The following is a 19309-nucleotide window of genomic DNA, read 5'->3' as shown; positions in this document are numbered from 1 at the left end:
CAATGACGATGACGACAGTGCCCGAGACGGTCGCGTGCGAGCCTTTCGACGGGCCCCTGCGTGCGCTCTGGGGCGGGGGACTCGCGCCCGAGGCGCTCGAGTCGAGCCTTGCCCACGCGACCGCCCGGCTCGGAATCCCGGACCTCCGTGACCGCGCCTTCTGGAACGCGGCCGACTCCGCGACGATCACGGCGATCCGCGCCGCGGCCGACGTCGAGCGGGGAACGCCATGGCCGCAGCCGCTGCTGTCGCAGTTCGCGGCGTTCTTCCGCGACGGCAACCGCACCCGCTACGAGGACGCCGTGCGTGCCCGCGCAGAGCGGCTCACCCGCGCGGTCGTCATGGCTGCAGTCACCGGCGCTACCCGGTGGGTCGACGAGGCCGCGGACGGCGTGCTGCTCGCGTGCGAGCAGAGCGGCTGGTCGTGGGCGGCGCACGACGACGTCTTCAGTGCGCACAGCGAGGTCGTGCCGCGCGAGGCGAGCCCCTACCTCGACCTCGGCGCGGGAGAGCTCGCCGCGCAGCTCGCGTGGGCCGACCACCTGCTCGGTCCGGCCTTCGACGAGCGGGTGCCCGGGCTGCGCGCCCGGGTGCGCCACGAGGTGCGGCGCCGCGTGTTCGAGCCGTTCCTCACCCGACGCGACTGGCACTGGCTCGGCCTCGACGGGCACGTGCACAACTGGAGCCCGTGGATCCAGGGCAACGTCATCACGGCCGCCGTGCTGCTCGAGGGCGACCCCGCGCAGCGGGCAGAGCTCGTCGCCCGCGCGCTGGACGGCATCGACCGCTACGTCGCGACCCTGCCGCCCGACGGCGCCCCCGACGAGGGATTCGCCTACTGGTGGAACGGCGCGTGCCGCGCGATCGAGGCGCTCGAGTTCACGCGACGCGCGACCGGCGGCGCGCTCGACGCCGCAGGCGTTCCGGCGCTCGTGGCGACCGTCTCGTTCCCGCACCGCATGCACCTCGGCGGTGACTGGTACGTGAACGTGGCCGACGGCTCGGCCCGGCTGCGCGGCGGCGAGCCCTGGCACGCCCCGTTCGCGTGGGCGCGGCGCGTGGGCGATGCGGATGCCGCGCGGCACGCCCTCGCCCAGAGAACCACCGCCGGGCCGGTTGCCGCCGTCGCCGGCGGCCTGGGGCGGCTGCTGCACGCGCTCGCGGACCCCGAGTGGGTAGCGGGCAAGCCGGCCGGGCCCCCGCTCGTGGCACGCAGTTGGCTGCCGTCGATCGAGGTTCTCGTGGCACGCGAGCGCGCGGGTGAGGCCGGCCTGGCGCTCGCGGTGAAGGGCGGCCACAACGGCGAGAACCACAACCATCTCGACCTCGGCTCGGTCATCGTCGCGAGCGGCGGGGTGCCACTCGTCGTGGACGCGGGCAAGACGACGTACACGGCGCGGACCTTCGGGCCGCGCCGCTACGAGCTGCCGGCGATGCGCAGCGAGTGGCACTCTGCGCCGGCGCCGCGCGGGCTCGAGCAAGGCGTCGGCGCGACGTTCCGTGCTGAGGTGCTCGCGGTCGACGAGGCCGGGGTCGCCCTCGACCTGACCGGCGCCTACGCACTGGCGCCGGGGGAGTCGTGGCGGCGCGTGGCGCAGCTGGATCGGGCGTTCGCTCGCATCACCGTTGCCGACGAGTGGCGGCTCGAGGCGGGCGAGGCGTGTGTGCACTACCTGCTGCGAGCCGCACCCGAGCGCGTCGCCGAGACGGCGCTGCGCCTGAGCGCCGACGGGGAGAGCGTGCTCATCGAGTGGGATCGGCAGGAGGCATCCGTCGCGCTCGATGACTGGGAACTCGATGACGCTGAGCTGTGCGCGGTATGGGGCGCGCGCCTCACCCGCCTGACCCTGACCCTGCCCGACCCGGCCGGGCACCTGACCGTGACCATCGGAGGAGAGCGATGAGCGAAGAGAGGCCGCTGGCCGCCCGATTCTCGGTGCAACGGAAGGAGCGGCTGCTCGAGGAGCTGCGGCTGAACGGCTCGGTGCTCGTCACCGAGCTCGCCCGGCTGCTCGAGGTGAGCGAGATGACCGTGCGGCGGGACATCAATGACCTGGCCAGGCAGGGACTCGTCACGCGCGTGCACGGCGGCGCGACGCTGCGCAGCCCACTGGATCACAGCGTGCGCACGCGTGGTGCGGCCGAGAACGGCCTCGCCCGGTACACGATCGGCGTCGTCGTGCCGTCGCTCGACTACTACTACCCGCACGTCGTCAACGGCGCGCGCGTCGCCGCCGCACAGTCGCGTGCGCGCATCGTGCTGCGCGGCTCGCGCTATGACGCGGCCGACAATCGCAAGCAGATCCAGGCGCTCGTGGACACCCCGGGGGTCCACGGCGTCATCGCGGCCCCCGAGACCGCTGGCACGGAGGGGCGCGAGCTGCTGCGCTGGCTCGACACGCTTCCCGTTCCGGTTGTGCTCGTCGAGCGGCGGCCGGGGCGCGGGGTCGTCACGAGCCGGCTCGAATCGGTCACGACCGACCACGCGCGCGGTGCGGAGGTCGCCGTGCGACATCTGCGCTCGACCGGCCACGACCGCATCGGCCTGCTCGCCTCATCGACGAGCCCCACCGCGCCGCCGGTGCAGCGCGGCTGGACGGAGACCCTGCAGAGCATGCGGCAGCACGTCGACGACACCGTCTGCGACGATGCGAACCGCTGCGAGGGGCCCGACGCCGAGGCGTTCATGGACGACGTGCTCGAACGCTGCAGGGCGACCGGAACGACGGCGATGCTGATCCACGCCGACCGGCAGGCGCTGCGCTTCGTGCAGCACTGCATCGACCGGGGCGTGCGCGTGCCCGACGATCTGTCGGTGGTCGCGTACGACGACGAGGTGGCGCACCTCGGCTCGCCGCCGATCTCGGCAGTGCGGCCGCCGAAGAGCTGGGTCGGGCGGGTCGCCGTCGAGACGCTGATCGCCCGCCTGGAGGAGGGCGCGGCGCGGCCCGTGCACCACGTGCAGCTCGAACCGGAGCTCATCGTGCGTGAGTCATCGGTGGTCGCCGCCGACGTGAACTCGCTGCAGGAGACCGAGGTGATCGCGTGAGCGGCCGCTCCGAGCTGCCGGGGCTGCGGGGACTTCCGCCGCTCGACCTCGAGCTGTCCCCGCACAGCGGTTTCACCCGCGAGCACTGGGTCGCCGTCGCCGACCGGCTGCTGCTCGCCCTGCGCCCGTACTTCTCGCCCGGCCGCGCCCGCATCGAGCTGCCGGGGCAGGTCAGTTCCTCGGGGCGCGACAGCGACGGCCTCGAGGGTTTCGCGCGCTCGTTCCTGCTCGTCGGCTTCCGGCTCGCAGGCGAGCACGGCGCAGATGAGAACGGATTCCTGGACTGGTACCGCGCCGGGCTGATCACGGGCACCGACCCGCGCTCACCGGAGCGCTGGCCGCGCCTCGACGAGCGCGACCAGGCCAAAGTCGAAGCCGCGTCGATCGCCCTGGTGCTCGAGCTCACACGGCCCTGGCTGTGGGACACGCTGTCGGCGACCGAGCAGGCGAACATCGTCGGCTGGCTCGAGGGGGCCGTCGGTGCCTGGTACCCGGACAACAACTGGGTGTGGTTCCAAGCCGTCGTCGAGACGTTCCTCGCCTCCGTCGGCGGCCGGTTCGCGGCGGCGGACATCGAGCATGCGCTCGCATTCCATGCGGCGTGCAGCCGGGCGGGCGGCTGGTACGCCGACAGCGCGACCGAACGCGCCTTCGACTACTACAGCGGCTGGGCGATGCAGTTCTACCCGTTGTTCTGGGCGTCGCAGCCGGGCACCGCGGCATTCGGCGCGGCCGAGCTCGCGCCGCTCTGGCGCGCGCAGCTGGGGGACTACCTGGCCGATTACGTTCACCTGATCGGCGGCGACGGCATGCCCGTGCTGCAGGGCCGCAGCCTGATCTACCGCTTCGCGGCCGCCGCGCCGCTGTGGTCTGGGGCGATCGCCGGCGTCGACACCGTCTCGCCCGGTCTCCTGCGGCGGTCGGCGAGCGGAATCCTGCGGGCGTTCCTCGACCGGGGCGTGCCGGGCGACGATGGGCTGCTGAGCCTCGGCATCACGCGGCCGTGGCCGCAGATGGCGCAGACCTACTCGGGCGCAGGCTCGCCGTACTGGGCGGCGAAAGGCTTCTCTGGGCTCGCGCTGCCCGCCGACCACCCCGTCTGGACGGCCGTCGAAGAGCCCCTTCCCGTCGAGCGGGGCGACGTGCGGCGCGTGCTGCGCGCCCCGGGCTGGCTGCTCTCGGGGACCGCCGCCGACGGCGTCGTGCGGCTCGTCAACCACGGCACCGATCACGAGGTCGAAGGCACGCAGAATGCGGATCCCCCGCTCTACGCCCGCCTCGGCTACTCGACCGTCACCGTGCCGCCGCTCGGAATGGCGGCCGTGGCGCACCCCGTCGACCAGCTCGCGACCGTGCTCGATGCCTCGGGCGCGCCGGCGCACCGAGCAGGGTTTCAGCCGCTCGAGCTCGCCGACGACGGTGTCGCCGCAATCGGCTCGTCGCGCGCGCGGGCGCACTGGGTCGAGTTCGAGCCGGGGGCCCGCGACCATGGCAGCGGCTACGCGGGGAGAGTGACGGTCGGCCCCGAAGTCGCGGTGTCGTCGGCCGTGCGCGGCGCGTGGGAAGTTCGCGCCGTGCGGGTCCTGGGCGAGCCGGGTGCCGCGCGGGCGGTGCGCATCGCCGGCTGGCCGATCGAGCCCGGCGCTGAGCGCGGCATCCGCTCGGCCCTTATGCCGTTGCTGGGCGCGGGGGATGCCCGTACCGAGGTCGTCGCAGTGGCGGGGCGCTCGCCCCTCGCCGACCTCGTCGAGGTGCAGCAGCTCACCGCGCCTGGCACCGAGAGCCTCGTGGTCGCGGCCGTCGGCCTCGGCGCTGAGCTGGGCGAGTCGCCGCAGGTCACCGAGACCGAGGCGGGACTGCGCATCACGTGGCCCGACGGCGCTCTCAGCGAGCTTGCCGTTCCTTGACGCGTAGGGCCGGCGCGTATTTCGCAGGATTGCGCCTACCGAACGGCCATCTTCGTAGGGTCGACCGTGCGTTCTAGGGTCGGTTCCTACGGCGTGCTGCCGGGCGCGACGAGCCAGAGCGCCGCACGGCCGAGCAGCTGGCGGTGCTCAGGGCTCTCGTATGAGGCGGCGTCATGCCCCAGCGCGTCGTAGACGACGCGCGCCGTGCCGTACCCGTGCGTCCACAGGAGGGGGTGCGCGACGCCGTCGAGGGTGTGCTGCGCGAGCACGTGCACGTCTGGGCTCACCCGCAACGCGGTGTACCGCTCGTCGAGCAGCTCGAAATCGGCGACGCCAGCGGTGATCGGATGCCTGCCGTCGACGACCTCGACGTGGGACGGCCCGTACTCGGGGTGGAACGTGGTGCCCCGCACCCACACGCCTCCGAGCACGCCCTCCCATTCCGGCATCGCCGGGAACGAGGTCGACGAGACGTGAGAGACGAGCAGCGGCCGGCCCGTGGCGAGGTACGCAAGCAGGCCGGCACGGGTCGCAGCATCCGCCGCCTCATCGGCAGGGTCGGGGAACCCGACGTTCACCACCAGAAGCTCGCACTCGCCGACGTCGGCGAGCCGGGCATCCACCCGTTCATCGATCTCGACCTCGAATCCCGCGCCGCGCAGCACCCCGGCGATGCGCGCGGAGGTGTCGGCGAACGGATGCCACGGGTCCGCGTAGCGGCCGGAGCCAGAGACGACGACGGCGCGCGGATTCACGAGACCGAGGCTACTTCCTCGAGCTTCTCGCGCGATTGGAAGTCGACGCCCTTCGCCTGCCGACCGAACGCCGTGAGCAGGATCACCGCGACCGCCGCCCCGGCGACGGTGAGCGCCATCGCCCACGGGTAGCCGATCCGCGGCGCGAGCGCCTGCTGGATCGGCAGGTTGAACGCCGCGATGACGTTGCCGAGCTGATAGGTGACGCCGGGGTAGAAGCCGCGGATGGCGTTCGGCGACATCTCGTTGAGGTGGGCGGGAATCGCGCCCCACGCGCCCTGGGTCGTGAACTGGATGAGCGCCGAGCCCAGGCACAGCCAGAACGCCGTCGTCGAGAACGCGAAGAGCGGAATCAGCGGCAGTGTGAGTGCGGCGCCCAGGATGATCGTCGCCTTCCGCCCCCACCTGTCAGACAACGAGCCGAGCGTGATGCAGCCCACGATCGCGCCGACGTTGTAGATCACGGCGATCCAGGTGGCCGTGACCGGCGAGAGGCCGGCGCCGCCGGCATCCGTCGCCTTCAAGAAGGTGGGGTAGATGTCCTGCGTGCCGTGCGACATCCAGTTGAACGCGGCCATCAGGAACACGAGGTAGATGAAGCGGCGCAGGATCTTCCCGTTGAAGAACACGGTGCGGATCGAGGTCTGCGTGAGCTTCAGGTTCGTCTGCGTGGTCTCCCATACCTCGGACTCGCGCACCCGCGTTCGCAGGATCAGCGAGATGAGGGCGGGCAGGATGCTGAGGGCGAACAGCCACCGCCAGCTGAGTCCCGCGGCCGAGACGACGAGCAGGAACGCGAGCGAGGCGAGCAGATAGCCGGCCGAGTAGCCGGCCTGCAGGATGCCGGAGTAGAAGCCGCGGCGCGTGCGCGGCACCTTCTCCATCGTGAGCGCGGCGCCGAGGCCCCACTCGCCGCCCATGCCGATGCCGTAGAGCAGTCGTAGCACGAACAGCACGGTGAAGTTCGGGGCGAAGGCGCACAGGAAGCCGACGATCGAGTAGAAGATCACGTCGACGATCAGCGGGGTGCGGCGGCCGACCTTGTCGGCCCAGAGCCCGAAGAGGTAAGCGCCGACCGGGCGCATCAGCAGCGTGATCGTCGTGAGGTACGCCATCTTCTCGAGCGAGACGCCGAAGTCGGCGCCGATGTCGGCGTAGACCAGCACGATCAGGAAGTAGTCGAAGGCGTCCATCATCCAGCCGAGCAAGGACGCCGCGAAGGCGTTGCGCTGGTCTGAGTTCAGGCGGAAGGCGGGGGCTGCGGCATCCGTCGTCATGGGTCTGTCTCTCCCTCTCATCGTCGTTGATGATCAGCCGTGTTGCACCGGCAAACCGTGTGCAGTGGTCAAACTACTGTGTTCATCCCCCGTTCGGGGTGTATTCACGCGGCAGGGCCAAGTTCGCAGACATGAACAAACTCCCCCTTCTGCGCCGGCGCACCCGAGTCTTCATCGCCATCGGCGCCACCGCGGCGCTCGCTTGCACGGGCGCTGTCGCCGCCTCGGCCAACGGCTGGAACTCCGCCCCCACGCACGACTTCGTCGCTGCCCCCGACTCGTTCGCCGGCCACGGAGTCGTGACCGGCAACGTCCTGCGCAACGACCGCGGCGCCACCGCCGTCGTGCGCAACACCGACCCGAAGAACGGCACCGTCACGGTCGCGGCCGACGGCAGCTTCAGCTACACGCCGAAGGCCGGCTTCTCGGGCACGGACACGTTCACCTACACGACGACGGATGCCGTGCAGCTGTACCGCGACACGCAGGCGAACGGCTCGCCGATCCCGCCGCTCGCAACGGTCACCGGCCCGAACGGCACGAAGACGTCGATCTCAGGCGAGGGCTACGGCTCGTCGCTCGCACCCGTGCCCGGTCACGACGGCTGGTTCTACGGCCTGACCGACCGCGGGCCGAACGCCGACGACCCGCTCGGCAACAAGTCAGAGCCGTTGCCGAACTTCACCCCGCAGATCGGCGAGTTCAAGCTCGCGGGCGGGAAGGCCGAGCTGCAGAAGACCATCACGCTCAAGGGGCCGCGCAACGTCACGGGACCCGCGGGGGTCAAAGGCCAGCCCTACAGCGGCCGCCCGCCGCAGCCCGACACGAAGGAGACCATCGACGACGTCGCGAAGAGCAGCGGCACGACCGGGGTGCCGGTCGCGCCGGATCCCGACGGATATGACTCCGAGGGCCTCGTCGCGCTGCCCGACGGCACGTTCTGGGTGTCCGACGAGTACGGCCCCTACGTCACGCACTTCGACGCGAACGGCTACGAGATCGGCCGGCTCACCCCGTACCAGGGCAGCGTCAACAACAGGTTCCACGACATCGTCGGCTACCTGCCGGCCGAGCTCGCCGACCGCCTCAACAACAAGGGCATGGAGGGCCTGACCGTCACGCCCGACGGCTCGACGCTCGTCGGGGCGATGCAGTCCGCGCTGCAGCTGCCCGACCTCGGCAGCACGAAGGCGTCGAAGGTCGCCGTCACGCGCATCATCACGGTCGACCTGCGCACGTACAAGACGCATCAGTACCTCTACCTGCTCGACAACCCCGGCACGACGGGTGATGCGGTCAGCGAGATCACGGCGGTGTCGAACACGAAGTTCCTCGTCGACGAGCGCGACGGCAACTTCGAGCCGTTCGCGAACAAGACGCTGTACGAGGTCGACACCAACGGCGCCACCGATGTGAGCGGCCTCACGGTCGGCGGGAAGTCGCCAGAGGCGCTGGTCGGCGCGTCCGACACGAACACCGCCCTCGCCACCCTGACGGCCGCGGGCGTGCAGGTGGCGCAGAAGCAGCCGTACCTGCAGATCGGGCAGCTCGTCAGCCAGCTCGACCCGACGGGCAAGCTGTTCGGTCACGACAAGGTCGAGGGCATTGCGACGACGGATGCCGGCAAGACCCTGTACCTCTCGAACGATGACGACTTCGGCATCGACTACATCGGGAACAACGGCGACGCGAGCCCGCAGCCGGACGCCGACGGCACCTGGGGCGTCCACCAGAAGATCCTGTCGGCGACAGGCGCGGAGGACGACGGCGAGATCCTGGCCGTCGACACCACCAAGCTCCCGGCCGTGCTCAAGACTGTCACGGTGACGATCAGGGTGCGCTGACCCCGAGCGACCCCGTGGGGGCGGCCGGCGGCGAGCCGGCCGCCCGCCCTGGGGTGTCATGGGGCGCGGAAGCTGTGCGCTCCCCTTCCGGCCGCTGTGAGACGCACGTATAGTGCTCTCAACCGGAGGAGGTCGTCGCGATCGGCACCATCATCGCCTGGGTCGTCGCCGTTCTGCTCATCGCCCTGGTCGTGGCCGGGTTCGCCGGCGGGCGGCGGTCACCGCGCCGCGTCGATGACCGCCTCTACGCCGTGCCGACGGACGACGCGCACCTGGCTGCCCAGACGGAACTGCAGCGTGAGCACATGGAGACGATCGTCAACCGGCAGAACGTCGGCCCCGGCGGCATCTGAGTCGCGTCGCCCGCGCGATCGGAGCGAATCCGTCGAGACCGACGCTTCAGGTCCCGATTTGTACAAAATGCCGCGAGTCGGGCAAATCGGAAAACACGACCTTCTCTCTCACGAAAAACGCCATGGCCGCTAGCGGCCGGGCGGGAAGGCCGCGATCGCGGTGAGATCGCCGGCGAACGTGACGAAGCCGGCGCCGTAGGGGATGAGGGCGGTCGTGCCCCGGCTGACGCCCAGCTCGCCGGCTGACCAGCTCAGCGTGCCGCCGCCCTCGGTGACGACGACGATCGAGAAGCCCGGCGCGAGCTGGACGGACAGCGCGGGCCGGAGCAGTGCGGCGGCGAAGAACGGGTCGGCTGCGGTGGGGAAGAGGCGGCCGACGGGTGCGGATGCGTCGCCCAGCGTGCCGCGCAGGCCAGCGAGCTCCTCGGTCGTCAGTGCGGTCGTGCGCAGCGCGGGCATCGTCTCGGCGAGCGTGAGGCCGAGCAGCGCACTGCCCGCGTCGAGCCCCGGCCGCCCCGCGTACTCGAGGAGCAGCGAGAGATCGACGGGCTGCTGCAACTCGACGATGGTGAGGCCAGGGCCGATCGCGTGCGGCAGTCCGGCTGGGACGAGCAGGGTGTCGCCGGCACGCAGCGAGACGCGGTGCATGGCGGCGAGCATGGCTGCGGCATCCTGCCTCTCAAACCAGCCCGCCACGTCGTCGGCCGACACGTCGTGCGTGAAACCCAACCACGCCTCCGACTCGCCTTCCATGACGATCCACGCCTCGGTCTTGCCGTACGGCTCGTGCAGGACGCTGTGCGCGAAGTCGTCGCCCGGGTGCGCGTGCACGAACAGCCGCTCGCCCGTGTTCAGCAGCTTGACCAGCAGCCGCGGGTCTGTGCCAAACCGGCCGACGTGCTCCGGCCCGAGGAATCCGCTCGGGTCTGCCGTGATCGCGTCGCGTAGCAGCGTGCCGTCGGGCAACGTCGTCAGCCCGACCGCGTCGCTGCCGTGAACGGTCGTGGTCGAGCCGACGAAGTCCTCAGGCGTGCGGTCGTCGCCGCCGAAGGGCAGCCCGCGGAAGCGGGCGATGCCCGCGCCGCCTCGATACGGCCGTGCGGCCGGCTGATTGGCGTCGAGAAGGATCGGGGAGTGCGTCGTCGTCACCCTTCGACGCTAGCGCGCACCGCCCCGCGGTAGCCGTCGAATCCTTCCGACGCCTCCATGATCGACATCGCGTCGAGGTCACGCGGTGCGACGGGCAGGAGGTGCGCGTCGACCCAGCTGTCTCCGTTCGGCGTTTCGACCCACGGGTCCTCCACGACGACGACCTGGGCCCCGGGGGCGCCCGCGAGGCCGTGGCACAGGATCCAGTGCGGGGTCGGGTCGTTCTGCATCAGCGTGAGCGACATCAGCAGCAGCACCTCGTCGCCGGCGGCGAGGTCGGCGATGAGGTCCGTCATCGACAGCCGGGTGCCGCTGATCGGCACCCCCAGCGCGGCGGCCTCCGCGCGAGATTGGCGCTGCAGCACGGCGCGCCACTCCCGTTCCTGCTCAGGGTGGAAGTCGACGACGACGGGGCGGTCGGTGTCGAGCGCGATCTCGACCTTCCGCGACGGCCATGCACGTTGGAGTGCGACGCCGAGCCCCACGGGCTCGCATGCCGGGAAGTTCGTCGCGCCACGCCAGAACGCGAGTTCGGCGTCGCGGCCGAACGAGTCGGCGCTCGTCGCGCCCGCGTGCAGTCGGGCGCTCAGGGCGGCGACCGCACCGCAGGTGAAGTCGGTCGTCTGACGGTAGTAGGGCGCCTCATGGACCCGGTCGGCGACAGGAGCGCCGAGCCAGCGGACGTATCCGGATTCCGGCAGGGCGGTGCCGTCGCCGGACGGCAGCGGGGGCAGCAGGGGTACGAAGCCAAGCTCGGCGGCGCGGGCGGGGTCGATGCTCCACCCCTCCCATTTGAGCTGGACAGCGCCGACCGACTCGGCGTGTTCGACTACGGCGTCGACGGCCTCAGCGATGTCCCTCGGGGCGGCGACCACGTCGACGATCTTGAGATAGGCGGTGTGCGGTCGTGCCGTCACGAGCGCCGCAGACCGCCAGGTTCCGTTCTCGTCGGCGACGACGACGAGTCGTGGGCGGTGGAAGGCACGGTCGGTCGCCATCCAGCGCGCGAGCACCGCGGGCGCGGCGAGCGAGAGCAGCGCGTCGGGCAGTGCTTCGCGGTCGAAGTCGAGAACCTGGGTCGTCATGCGGTGCTGCTTTCGGTCGAGGCGGCAACGAGCTGCTGGGTGTAGGCGTGCGAGGGGGAGTCGATGACGGCCGCGGTGGGCCCCTGCTCGATGATCTGCCCGTGTCGCATCACATAGAGCCGGTCGGAGACCTGCCGGAGCACGGCGAGGTCGTGCGAGATGAAGATGAGCGAAAGGTCGAGCTCGCGCTGCAGGGACCGCAGCAGTTCGAGGATCTGAGCCTGCACTGAGACGTCGAGCGCCGACACGGACTCGTCGCAGATCAGCAGCCGTGGGTTGGGGGCGAGGGCGCGCGCGATCACCACGCGCTGCCGCTCGCCGCCGGAGAGCTCCCGCGGGCGCCGGCGGGCGTAGTCGGCGGGCAGACCCACCATCGCGAGCAGCTCGGCTACCGAGCGGCGGGCGGAGGCCGGGGCGGAGCGCATCGCCTCCGCCAGGGCGCCGCCGATCGACAGTGCGGGGTTGAGCGCCGAGTACGGGTCCTGGAAGACGACCTGGATGCCGCCGGGCGTGCGGTTCCGCGGCGTGAGCTGCACACCCTCGAACCGGATGGTGCCGGCATCCGGCGCCTCGAGTCCTGCAATGCAGCGCGCCAGGGTGGTCTTGCCCGATCCGGACTCGCCGGCGACGCCGACCGCCTCGCCCGGCGCGACCGTGAGGTCGGCCGGCGCGAGGGCGAGATGACGGCCGAACGAGCGCGTGACGCCGGCGACCTCGAGCAGGGCCGAGGCGGTCGCGACGGCGGATTCGGCCGCGCGCTCGGGCCGTGCGAGCGGCAGCGGACCGTCGCTCACGAAGCAGGCGGCGGCCGAAGCGTTCGTGCGCGGCTCGAGCGCCGGCTCTGCCTCGAGGCAGCGCTCCTGCCGCAGGGCGCAGCGCGCGTAGAAGATGCATCCGGAGTGCGGCTCGCCCGGCTTGGGGACCGAGCCCTCGAGCCCTCCGAGCCTCACCAGTCGCACATCGATCGGGGGGTCGGCCTGACTCAGCGCGGCGGTATAGGGGTGCACCGGCGACCCGAGCACCGCTGCGGCCTGGCCCGCCTCGACCACCCGGCCGGCGTAGAGCACGAGCACGTCATCGGCGAAGCCGCGAACGAGTCCGAGGTCGTGCGAGATGAGCAGCGCGGCGAGGCCGCGCTCGCGTTGAACGCGCCGCACGAGCTCGAGGATCTCGAGGCGGTTCGAGGCATCGAGCGCGGTCGTCGGCTCGTCGGCGATCAGCAACTGCGGGTCGGCGGCGATCGCCGCGGCGATCGAGACACGCTGCCGCATTCCGCCGGAAAGCTCGTGCGGGTACTTCTCCGACACCGACGCGGCGAGATTGACCTCGTCGAGGAGCCGGGTGACGGCGGCGGCGAGCTCACGGCGGCCGGGCGCGCGGCGACCGGCGCGGCGCGCGGCGGCGCGGACGGTCCAGGCGATCTGCTCGCCGCAGCGGTGCACGGGAGACAGGCTCGTGAACGGATCCTGGGGCAGCAGCGCTGCCGTGCCTGCGTGCCGAAGAGACCCGGAAGACGAGACGCCGTTCGGCAGCAGTCCGACCAGGGCCTTCGCCACCATGGTCTTGCCCGAGCCGGATTCGCCGACGATCGCGAGCGAGCGCCCGGCCGCAACGGCGAACGACAGCGGCTGCACGATGGTACCGACGGGGCCTTCGATGGTGAGGCCCTCGGCGATGACGACCGGCGGCTCAGCCACGGAACTCCCTCTCTGCGCGAGCCTCCCACGCGTCGCCGAGCACGTTGACCGCGCAGGCCACAAGCAGCACGCACACCATGGGCGCGACGACCGCCGCAGGGTTGCTGAACATGATCTCGCGGCCGTCGGCGAGCTGGCGCCCCCAATCGGCCGCCCCCGGCGAGACGCCGATGCCGAGGTAGGAGAGGGAGGCGAGCGCGAGGATCGCCCCCGCATAGCTGAGCAGGAACTCCGTCACGACGAGGTTCCTGATGTTCGGCAGGATGTGCCGGAACAGGATGCGCCACGTGGAGTACCCCAGCAGCTTCGCCGCCTCGACGTATGCGCGTGGCGTCTGCTCGAGCACGCCGGCCCGCACGACACGGAGGTCGGACGGCGCGAACAAGACGATGAAGATCGCCACCAGCATCCAGTAGCCGCCGCCGAAGATGCCGCCGACGACCAGCGCCACGAGCACGACGGGCAGCGCGAACAGCAGATCGCTGACCCGGCCGAGAACGAAGTCGATCGGCCCGCGCTTGTAGCCGGCGAGCGTGCCGAGCACGATGGCGAGCAGCATGGAGCCGCATTCGACGACGAGCGGCCCGAGCAGCGCGCTGCCCGCGCCTGCGACGGTGAGCTGCAGGATGTCGCGGCCGAGCGAGTCGGTGCCGAGCACATGCCCGTCGCTGCCGGGCGGCGCGAGCGTCTCGAGCAGATCCTGATGCGTGGCGTCGGGGAAGATCAGTCGGCCGAAGACGGCGGCGATCACGGCGACTGCGACGACGGCCAGCGCCGCTGCCGTCAGGAACGAGGCGCGGCGTCGGGAGCGTGCGAGACCGGGGGTGCGCAGCAGCGAGGTGACGGTCATTCGGTTCTCCGGCGCAGTCGCGGGTCCAGCACGAGATAAAGCAGGTCGACGCCGAGCATGATGACGGCGATCAGCAGCGCGACGACGAGAACGAGGAACTGCACGACGGGGAAGTCTTTGAACTGCACGGCGTTCTCAAGTGCGCTGCCGAGGCCGGGGATCGAGAAAGTCGCCTCGACGAGCACCGTGCCCCCGATGAGGTAGGTCAGCACCAGCCCCGCGCTCGTCGCGATCGGGATCGCGGCATTCCGCACGGCGATGCGTGTGACCCGCCACTCGGAGAGGCCGCGTGCCCGCGCGAACATCACGTGGTCGCCGGCGAGCTGCTGGATCATCGCCGTGCGGGTCAGTTTCACGATGATCGCGGCGGACCCGAGCGCGAGCGCCAGCGCGGGCAGAAAAAGGTGGTACACGTGGTCGCCGAAGCCGGTGCCGATGCCGTACACGGGGAACAGCGGCAGATAGTAGGCGAGCGCGTAGAGCAGGATGAGGCCGATCACGAACGCGGGCGCCGACAGGCCGACGAGCGAGACGGTCGAGATCAGCGAGTCCTGCCAGCGGCCCTCCTTGCGTGCCGCGAGCACACCGAGCGGGACCGAGATCACCATCGTGATGACGAAGGCGAGCAGGCACAGGATGCCGGTGATGCCGCCCTTTTCCCGGAATACCCGCAGCACCGGCACTTGATTCTGCACAGAGGTGCCGAAGTCGCCGCGGAGCACCCGGCCGAGCCAGTTCGAGTACTGAGACCACAGCCCGCCGTCCAGCCCGTACTTCGCCCGCAGCGCCGCGATCACGGCCGGATCCGTCTTCTTCGTCCCGATGAGGTTCGACACGATGTCGCCCGGCGCGAAGTACAGCAGGCAGTAGACCAGGAACGAGATGACCGCGAGCAGCACGATCACGCCCGCGATGCGGAGCGTGATCGTGCGCGCGAGCGGGCTGAACCTCACTTGGCGGCGAAGATGTTCGCACCCCAGGGACGGGTCAGCAGGTACGGGCCGAAGTCCTTGATGCCGATGCCGTTCTCGAATGCGGTCGAGGACTCGCCCCACCACAGCGGGATGTCGGCGTGGTCCTGGGCGATCGCGAGCTTGTTCGCCGTGAGGATGTCGGAGACGCGGGTCTTCTCGTCGGCCGAGCTCGAGGCGGAGGCGACGAGGCTCTGAACCTCGCTGTTCTTGTAGCCGCCCGGGTTCTGGTCGCCGAGCAGGTACCCGCTCGTGTCGGTGACGTCGCCCGTGGTCGAGAAGTACAGCATGTAGTTGAGCCCGTGCGTTCCGTCGCTCAGGGTGCCGAACCACTGATCCACCGGCTCCTCCTTGACGTTCAGCGTGATGCCGATCGTCTTGAGGTTCTGCGCGAGCGCGAGCGCGGCCTGGCCGAGCTGGGGGTAGTCGGAGGGGTAGACGAGCTCGGTGGTGAAGCCGTCGGGCACACTCGACGCCTTGAGGGCCGCCTTCGCCTTCTTCATGTCGAAGTCGAACGGCGACAGGTCGAGCGCCTTCGCGGCAGATGCTGCGCTGGGGTAGACGCTCGCGACCGACTGCGGGGTCGCGATCGCGGTCGCGACCTTGCCCTGGCCCTTGAGCAGCTTGTCGACGACGCCCTGGTAGTCGAAGGCGTAGCCGATGGCCTCGCGCACCTTCGGGTCGTCGAACGGCTTCACCGACTGCTGGAAGTAGAAGCCGGTGTAGCTGAGGTCCGCCGCGTGCTCGATGCGGAAGTCCTTGAGGGCGTTCCATTCGGCCGTCTGCGCGATCGGCACCTGCAGGGCGATGTCGGTCTTGCCGCTCTTCGCGGCGAGCACGCGGGCGCTCTCGTCGGTGATGATCGAGATGGTGATCTTCTTGGCATGCGGGGTGACGGCCTTCGCGCCGGTCTCACCCCACCACGTGTTCGTGAGGGCGTAGTCGATCTCGCTGTCGGGCACGTACTTCGTGATCTTGTAGGGGCCGGTGCCGACCGGAAGGGCCGTAGCGGAGCCGACGTCCTTCGAGTGCGACTGCCAGTAGCTCGCCGGATAGATCCACAGTGCGCTCGCCGCCGAGAAGTTGGCGAGGTAGTCGGGCTGGGCGCTCGACAGTTTGACGGTGACCTCGTCGTCCCCGGTCTGCGTCGCGCTGTCCACCGCGCCCAGGTAGGACGCGGTCGCGGGGGAGACATTCGGGTCCTTCGCGGCGTCGATGCTCGCGATCACATCAGCCGGGGTCACGGCCGCGCCGGTCTGGAACTTCGCGTGCGGGTTCAGCTCGAACACGATGGTCTGCTGATCGGGCTGGGTCCACGACGACGCCACCGCCGGTTCGACCTGGCCGTCGTCGCCGATCTGCACGAGGCCTTCGGCGCTCAATGATGCGACGTCGTAGTCGAGGATGCCGGCCGCGATGCCGGGGTAGAGGCTGCTCGGGGCGCCGTTGATCGACACGGTGACATCGCTGATCGACTTCCCGGTGTCTGTCAGATCAGCGCTCGAGCCGGTGCTCGACGACGTGGAACGCGGGCTCGAGCAGCCGGTGAGGACGAGGACGGTGAGGGTGGCGGCGGCGAGAAGTGCTGTGCTCGTCGCCCGCGGGTGCTTGGGGGGCATCCATCAAGTGTATTTAGCAACCGAATCGCCCTTTTGCCACTCTGTTACATTTCGCCCTAGACGCCCGACTCGGGCTTCACGCGCTGCGGACCGCGAGCTCCACGACGGCCCACGACAGTGCGGGCAGGGTGACGCGCACCTCGCCGCCCTCGTCGATCGTCACCGCGTCGAGGCGGGTGAGGCCCACGGCATCCTGCAGCAGCTCGGTGTTGGCGGTGAAGCGGTCGCCGCCTTCGGGGATCGTGAGCACCTCCGCGCGCGTGACCTGCTGCGCGTCGAGGCCGCGCAGTGACACGGTGACGTCGGATGCCTCGTCGAGCCCCCGGTTCGCGAGGAACACGGCCACCCGGCCGGTCTCCTCGTCATAGGTCGAGCTCGCGTCGACGACGGGCGCATCGCCGTACTGCGCCGAGTCGAAACGGTCGCCGCTCGCAGCGGTGCGCAGGATCTGACCGGTCGCGAGCTCTGCCATGCGGGCGAACGGCCAGTAGATCGTCTGCCGCCACGCCGGCCCGCCCTCCTCGCTGCGGATCGGGGCGATGACGTTCACCAGCTGGGCCTGGTTGGCGATGGTGACGCGGTCGCCGTGCCGCAGCAGCGAGTTGAGGAAGCTGCCGACGACGACGGCGTCCGTCACGTTGTAGGTGTCCTCGATGAGGCGGGGGTGCTCGCGCCAGATTCCGCGCTTCTCGACGACGTGCGGCTGGTCCTCGGACTCGAGGCCGCGCTGATACCAGACGTTCCACTCGTCGAACGAGAGGTTGACCTGCTTTTTCGAGTGCCGCTTGGCCTTCACCGCGTCGACGGTGGCGACGACCTCGTCGATGAAGCCGTCCATGTCGTTCGAGCTGGCGAGGAAGGACAGCGCGTCGCCGTCGTGCTCCTGGTAGTACGCGTGCATCGACACGTAGTCGACCTCGTCGTAGGCGTGCGAGAGCACCGTGTACTCCCACTGGCCGAAGGTCGGCATGCCGCGCCCCGACGAGCCCACCGCGACGAGCTCGATCGACGGGTCGACGAGCTTCATCGCCTTGCCGGCCTCCTGCGCGAGGCGGCCGTACTCGTCGGCTGTCTTGTGGCCGATCTGCCACGGGCCGTCGAGCTCGTTGCCGAGGTTCCACACCGTGATGCCGAACGGGTCCTTCGCGCCGTTCCTCGCGCGCAGGTCGGACCAGTACGTGCCGCCGGGGTGGTTCGCGTACTCGACGAGAGCGCGCGCCTCTTCGACGCCGCGGGTGCCGAGGTTGATCGCCTCCATCACCTCGACGCCGGCCTTCTTCGCCCAGCCGGCGAACTCGTGCAGGCCGAAGGCGTTGGTCTCGACGGTGTGCCAGGCGCCGTCGAGGCGGCGCGGGCGCGTCTCGACCGGGCCGACGCCGTCCTCCCATCGGTAGCCGGAGACGAAGTTTCCGCCCGGGTAGCGCACGATCGAGACGCCCAGCTCGCGGGTGAGCTCGAGCACGTCCTGGCGGTAGCCGTTCTCGTCGGCAGTCGGATGCTCTGGCTCGAAGATGCCCGTGTACACGCAGCGGCCCATGTGCTCGACGAACGAGCCGAACAGGCGCCGCGGCACGGGCCCGACGGTGAAATCTCGGTCCAGGATGATCCGCGCTGAAGTCATGGTGTGATCATTACATCGTTGTAAACCCAGGGGCAAGTCCGTGTTCCGACGGCGCGTCGCACCGGCGCCTCACGTCCTGTCCGCGACGCTGTCGCGCAGCACCAGCCGGTGCGGGATCACGATGTCCGATGCGGGTGCATGGGGCTCGGCGATGCGCCGCGCGAGGGCGGTCAGCGCGGCATCCGCGATCTGGCGCTTGTCGAAGCCGACGGTCGTGAGCGCCGGAATCGCGAACCGTGACTCGTCGACGTCGTCGAATCCGACGACCGAGACCGCGCCCGGCACACTGATGCCCCGCTTCGCGAGCACATGCAGCACCCCGAGCGCCATCGAGTCCGTGAAGCAGAACACGGCGTCGGGCAGCGCGCCGCCCTCGGCCGCCAGGCGGTCGAGAAAGGCGGTGAAGACGGATGCCGCTGCCGCGGGCGTCCACTCGACAGGCACGAGGTTGAGCGCCGGGTCGTCGGCGATGCCTGCAGACTGCAGCGCGTCGCGGTAGCCCTGCATGCGCAGCAGGCTCGTGGCAGAGCGCCACCCCTCGTCCGACCCCCCGACGACCGCGATGCGCCGGTGGCCTGTGTCGATCAGGTGCTGCGTCATCTCGCGCGCGGCACCCTGGCTGTCGACGTGCACCTGGTCGATGCCGTACGGCTCGACCTCGCCGATGACGACGGTCGGCGGCAGCTCGGTCTTGCCGGCGACGACGCTCATCGACAGCAGTGTCGGGTTGAGGATCAGCCCGTCGACGAGGTGCGTGCGTGCGCGCGACACGAGTTCGACCTCGCGGTGCGGGTCGTTGCCGCTCTGCTCGAGCTGGATCGCCCAGCCGCGCTCGTGAGCGAGCTCGACGAAGCCGCGCGACAGCTCGGCCGAGTACGCGGTGCTGAGGTCGGGGAGTGCGAGCGCGATGTTCCCTGAGCGCCCGTTGCGCAGGCCGCGGGCCGACATGTTCGGCACGTAGTCGAGCTCGGCGAGGGCGGATTCCACGCGCTCACGCGTCTCTGCACGCACCGGAATGACGCCGTTGATCACGTTCGAGACGGTCTTCGGCGACACCCCGGCCAGCCGGGCGACGTCTCGTACGGTTGCGCGCATCGTGGCCAGAGCTTATCGACCAACTCACCCTTGCGCT

General features: G+C 70.5%; 15 protein-coding genes. 5 read left to right on the top strand and 10 right to left on the bottom strand.

The annotated features are described in order from the left end of the window. Positions 1-2: 2 nt before the first annotated feature. From D7I44_RS01250 to D7I44_RS01240, 3 genes are read left to right on the top strand one after another with little or no spacing between them, the layout of a single operon-like run. Positions 3-1904, top strand: coding sequence for a heparinase II/III family protein (locus D7I44_RS01250; protein WP_120787824.1), 1902 nt, complete (start codon positions 3-5; stop codon positions 1902-1904). Further along, positions 1901-3049 (top strand): substrate-binding domain-containing protein, encoded by a 1149-nt coding sequence (locus D7I44_RS01245; RefSeq protein ID WP_120787823.1) that lies wholly within the window; start codon positions 1901-1903, stop codon positions 3047-3049. Before D7I44_RS01250 ends, D7I44_RS01245 begins: the two co-directional genes overlap by 4 nt. Beyond that, a complete protein-coding gene (locus tag D7I44_RS01240; RefSeq protein ID WP_220093808.1) occupies positions 3046-4956 on the top strand; it encodes a DUF2264 domain-containing protein in 1911 nt (636 codons plus the stop codon). Before D7I44_RS01245 ends, D7I44_RS01240 begins: the two co-directional genes overlap by 4 nt. A gap of 86 nt (positions 4957-5042) precedes the next feature. On the opposite strand, the gene D7I44_RS01235 is transcribed toward D7I44_RS01240, so the two are convergent. Further along, positions 5043-5711, bottom strand: a complete 669-nt coding sequence (locus D7I44_RS01235; protein WP_120787822.1) for a ThuA domain-containing protein — start codon at positions 5709-5711, stop codon at positions 5043-5045. Further along, positions 5708-6988, bottom strand: a complete 1281-nt coding sequence (locus D7I44_RS01230; protein ID WP_120787821.1) for an MFS transporter — start codon at positions 6986-6988, stop codon at positions 5708-5710. Before D7I44_RS01230 ends, D7I44_RS01235 begins: the two co-directional genes overlap by 4 nt. A 131-nt stretch (positions 6989-7119) precedes the next feature. On the opposite strand from D7I44_RS01230, the gene D7I44_RS01225 reads away from it, so the two are divergent. Both D7I44_RS01225 and D7I44_RS17970 read left to right on the top strand, forming a co-directional pair. Continuing rightward, entirely contained in the window at positions 7120-8832 is a 1713-nt protein-coding gene (locus D7I44_RS01225) for an esterase-like activity of phytase family protein (protein ID WP_162939990.1), read from the top strand. A gap of 191 nt (positions 8833-9023) precedes the next feature. Continuing rightward, a complete protein-coding gene (locus tag D7I44_RS17970) occupies positions 9024-9185 on the top strand; it encodes a hypothetical protein (protein WP_162939989.1) in 162 nt (53 codons plus the stop codon). 129 nt (positions 9186-9314) lie between these two features. Here D7I44_RS17970 and D7I44_RS01220 read toward each other — a convergent pair whose 3' ends face one another. The 8 genes from D7I44_RS01220 to D7I44_RS01185 form a co-directional block, all read right to left on the bottom strand. After that, positions 9315-10334, bottom strand: a complete 1020-nt coding sequence (locus tag D7I44_RS01220) for a class I mannose-6-phosphate isomerase (RefSeq protein WP_120787819.1) — start codon at positions 10332-10334, stop codon at positions 9315-9317. Further along, positions 10331-11419: a peptidase C39 family protein gene (locus D7I44_RS01215; protein ID WP_120787818.1), complete on the bottom strand. Its 1089-nt coding sequence runs from the start codon at positions 11417-11419 to the stop codon at positions 10331-10333. The genes D7I44_RS01220 and D7I44_RS01215 overlap by 4 nt, the downstream gene beginning before the upstream one ends. Beyond that, positions 11416-13116, bottom strand: coding sequence for an ABC transporter ATP-binding protein (locus D7I44_RS01210; RefSeq protein ID WP_220093807.1), 1701 nt, complete (start codon positions 13114-13116; stop codon positions 11416-11418). Before D7I44_RS01210 ends, D7I44_RS01215 begins: the two co-directional genes overlap by 4 nt. Continuing rightward, positions 13109-13966, bottom strand: coding sequence for an ABC transporter permease (locus D7I44_RS01205; RefSeq protein WP_120787817.1), 858 nt, complete (start codon positions 13964-13966; stop codon positions 13109-13111). The genes D7I44_RS01210 and D7I44_RS01205 overlap by 8 nt, the downstream gene beginning before the upstream one ends. Further along, positions 13963-14919 carry an ABC transporter permease gene (locus D7I44_RS01200; RefSeq protein WP_120787816.1) on the bottom strand — a complete coding sequence of 319 codons (957 nt, stop codon included), beginning with the start codon at positions 14917-14919 and terminating at the stop codon, positions 13963-13965. The genes D7I44_RS01205 and D7I44_RS01200 overlap by 4 nt, the downstream gene beginning before the upstream one ends. Then, a complete protein-coding gene (locus D7I44_RS01195) occupies positions 14916-16556 on the bottom strand; it encodes an ABC transporter substrate-binding protein (RefSeq protein WP_120787815.1) in 1641 nt (546 codons plus the stop codon). The genes D7I44_RS01200 and D7I44_RS01195 overlap by 4 nt, the downstream gene beginning before the upstream one ends. A 76-nt stretch (positions 16557-16632) precedes the next feature. Then, the gene (gene arfA, locus D7I44_RS01190) at positions 16633-18177 is read right to left on the bottom strand and encodes an arabinosylfuranosidase ArfA (RefSeq protein ID WP_120787814.1); all 1545 of its coding nucleotides are present in this window, start codon (positions 18175-18177) and stop codon (positions 16633-16635) included. Positions 18178-18246: 69 nt separating this feature from the next. Continuing rightward, on the bottom strand, positions 18247-19272 hold the full coding sequence (locus tag D7I44_RS01185) for a LacI family DNA-binding transcriptional regulator (protein WP_120787813.1): 1026 nt from the start codon (positions 19270-19272) through the stop codon (positions 18247-18249). Positions 19273-19309: the final 37 nt, after the last annotated feature.

This window comes from Gryllotalpicola protaetiae (assembly GCF_003627055.1).
GTDB classification, from domain to species: Bacteria; Actinomycetota; Actinomycetes; order Actinomycetales; family Microbacteriaceae; genus Gryllotalpicola; species Gryllotalpicola protaetiae.
The sequence above is the reverse complement of the archived record's forward strand: the minus strand, read 5'-3'. Positions and strand labels throughout refer to the sequence as shown.

Coding starts and splice junctions, on each gene's coding strand:
- D7I44_RS01245 (WP_120787823.1), top strand. CDS start 1,901: ATGAGCGAAGAGAGGCCGCTGGCCGCCCGATTCTCGGTGCAACGGAAG.
- D7I44_RS01185 (WP_120787813.1), bottom strand. CDS start 19,272: ATGCGCGCAACCGTACGAGACGTCGCCCGGCTGGCCGGGGTGTCGCCG.
- D7I44_RS01230 (WP_120787821.1), bottom strand. CDS start 6,988: ATGACGACGGATGCCGCAGCCCCCGCCTTCCGCCTGAACTCAGACCAG.
- D7I44_RS01195 (WP_120787815.1), bottom strand. CDS start 16,556: ATGCCCCCCAAGCACCCGCGGGCGACGAGCACAGCACTTCTCGCCGCC.
- D7I44_RS01225 (WP_162939990.1), top strand. CDS start 7,120: ATGAACAAACTCCCCCTTCTGCGCCGGCGCACCCGAGTCTTCATCGCC.
- D7I44_RS01205 (WP_120787817.1), bottom strand. CDS start 13,966: ATGACCGTCACCTCGCTGCTGCGCACCCCCGGTCTCGCACGCTCCCGA.
- D7I44_RS01215 (WP_120787818.1), bottom strand. CDS start 11,419: ATGACGACCCAGGTTCTCGACTTCGACCGCGAAGCACTGCCCGACGCG.
- arfA (WP_120787814.1), bottom strand. CDS start 18,177: ATGACTTCAGCGCGGATCATCCTGGACCGAGATTTCACCGTCGGGCCC.
- D7I44_RS01250 (WP_120787824.1), top strand. CDS start 3: ATGACGATGACGACAGTGCCCGAGACGGTCGCGTGCGAGCCTTTCGAC.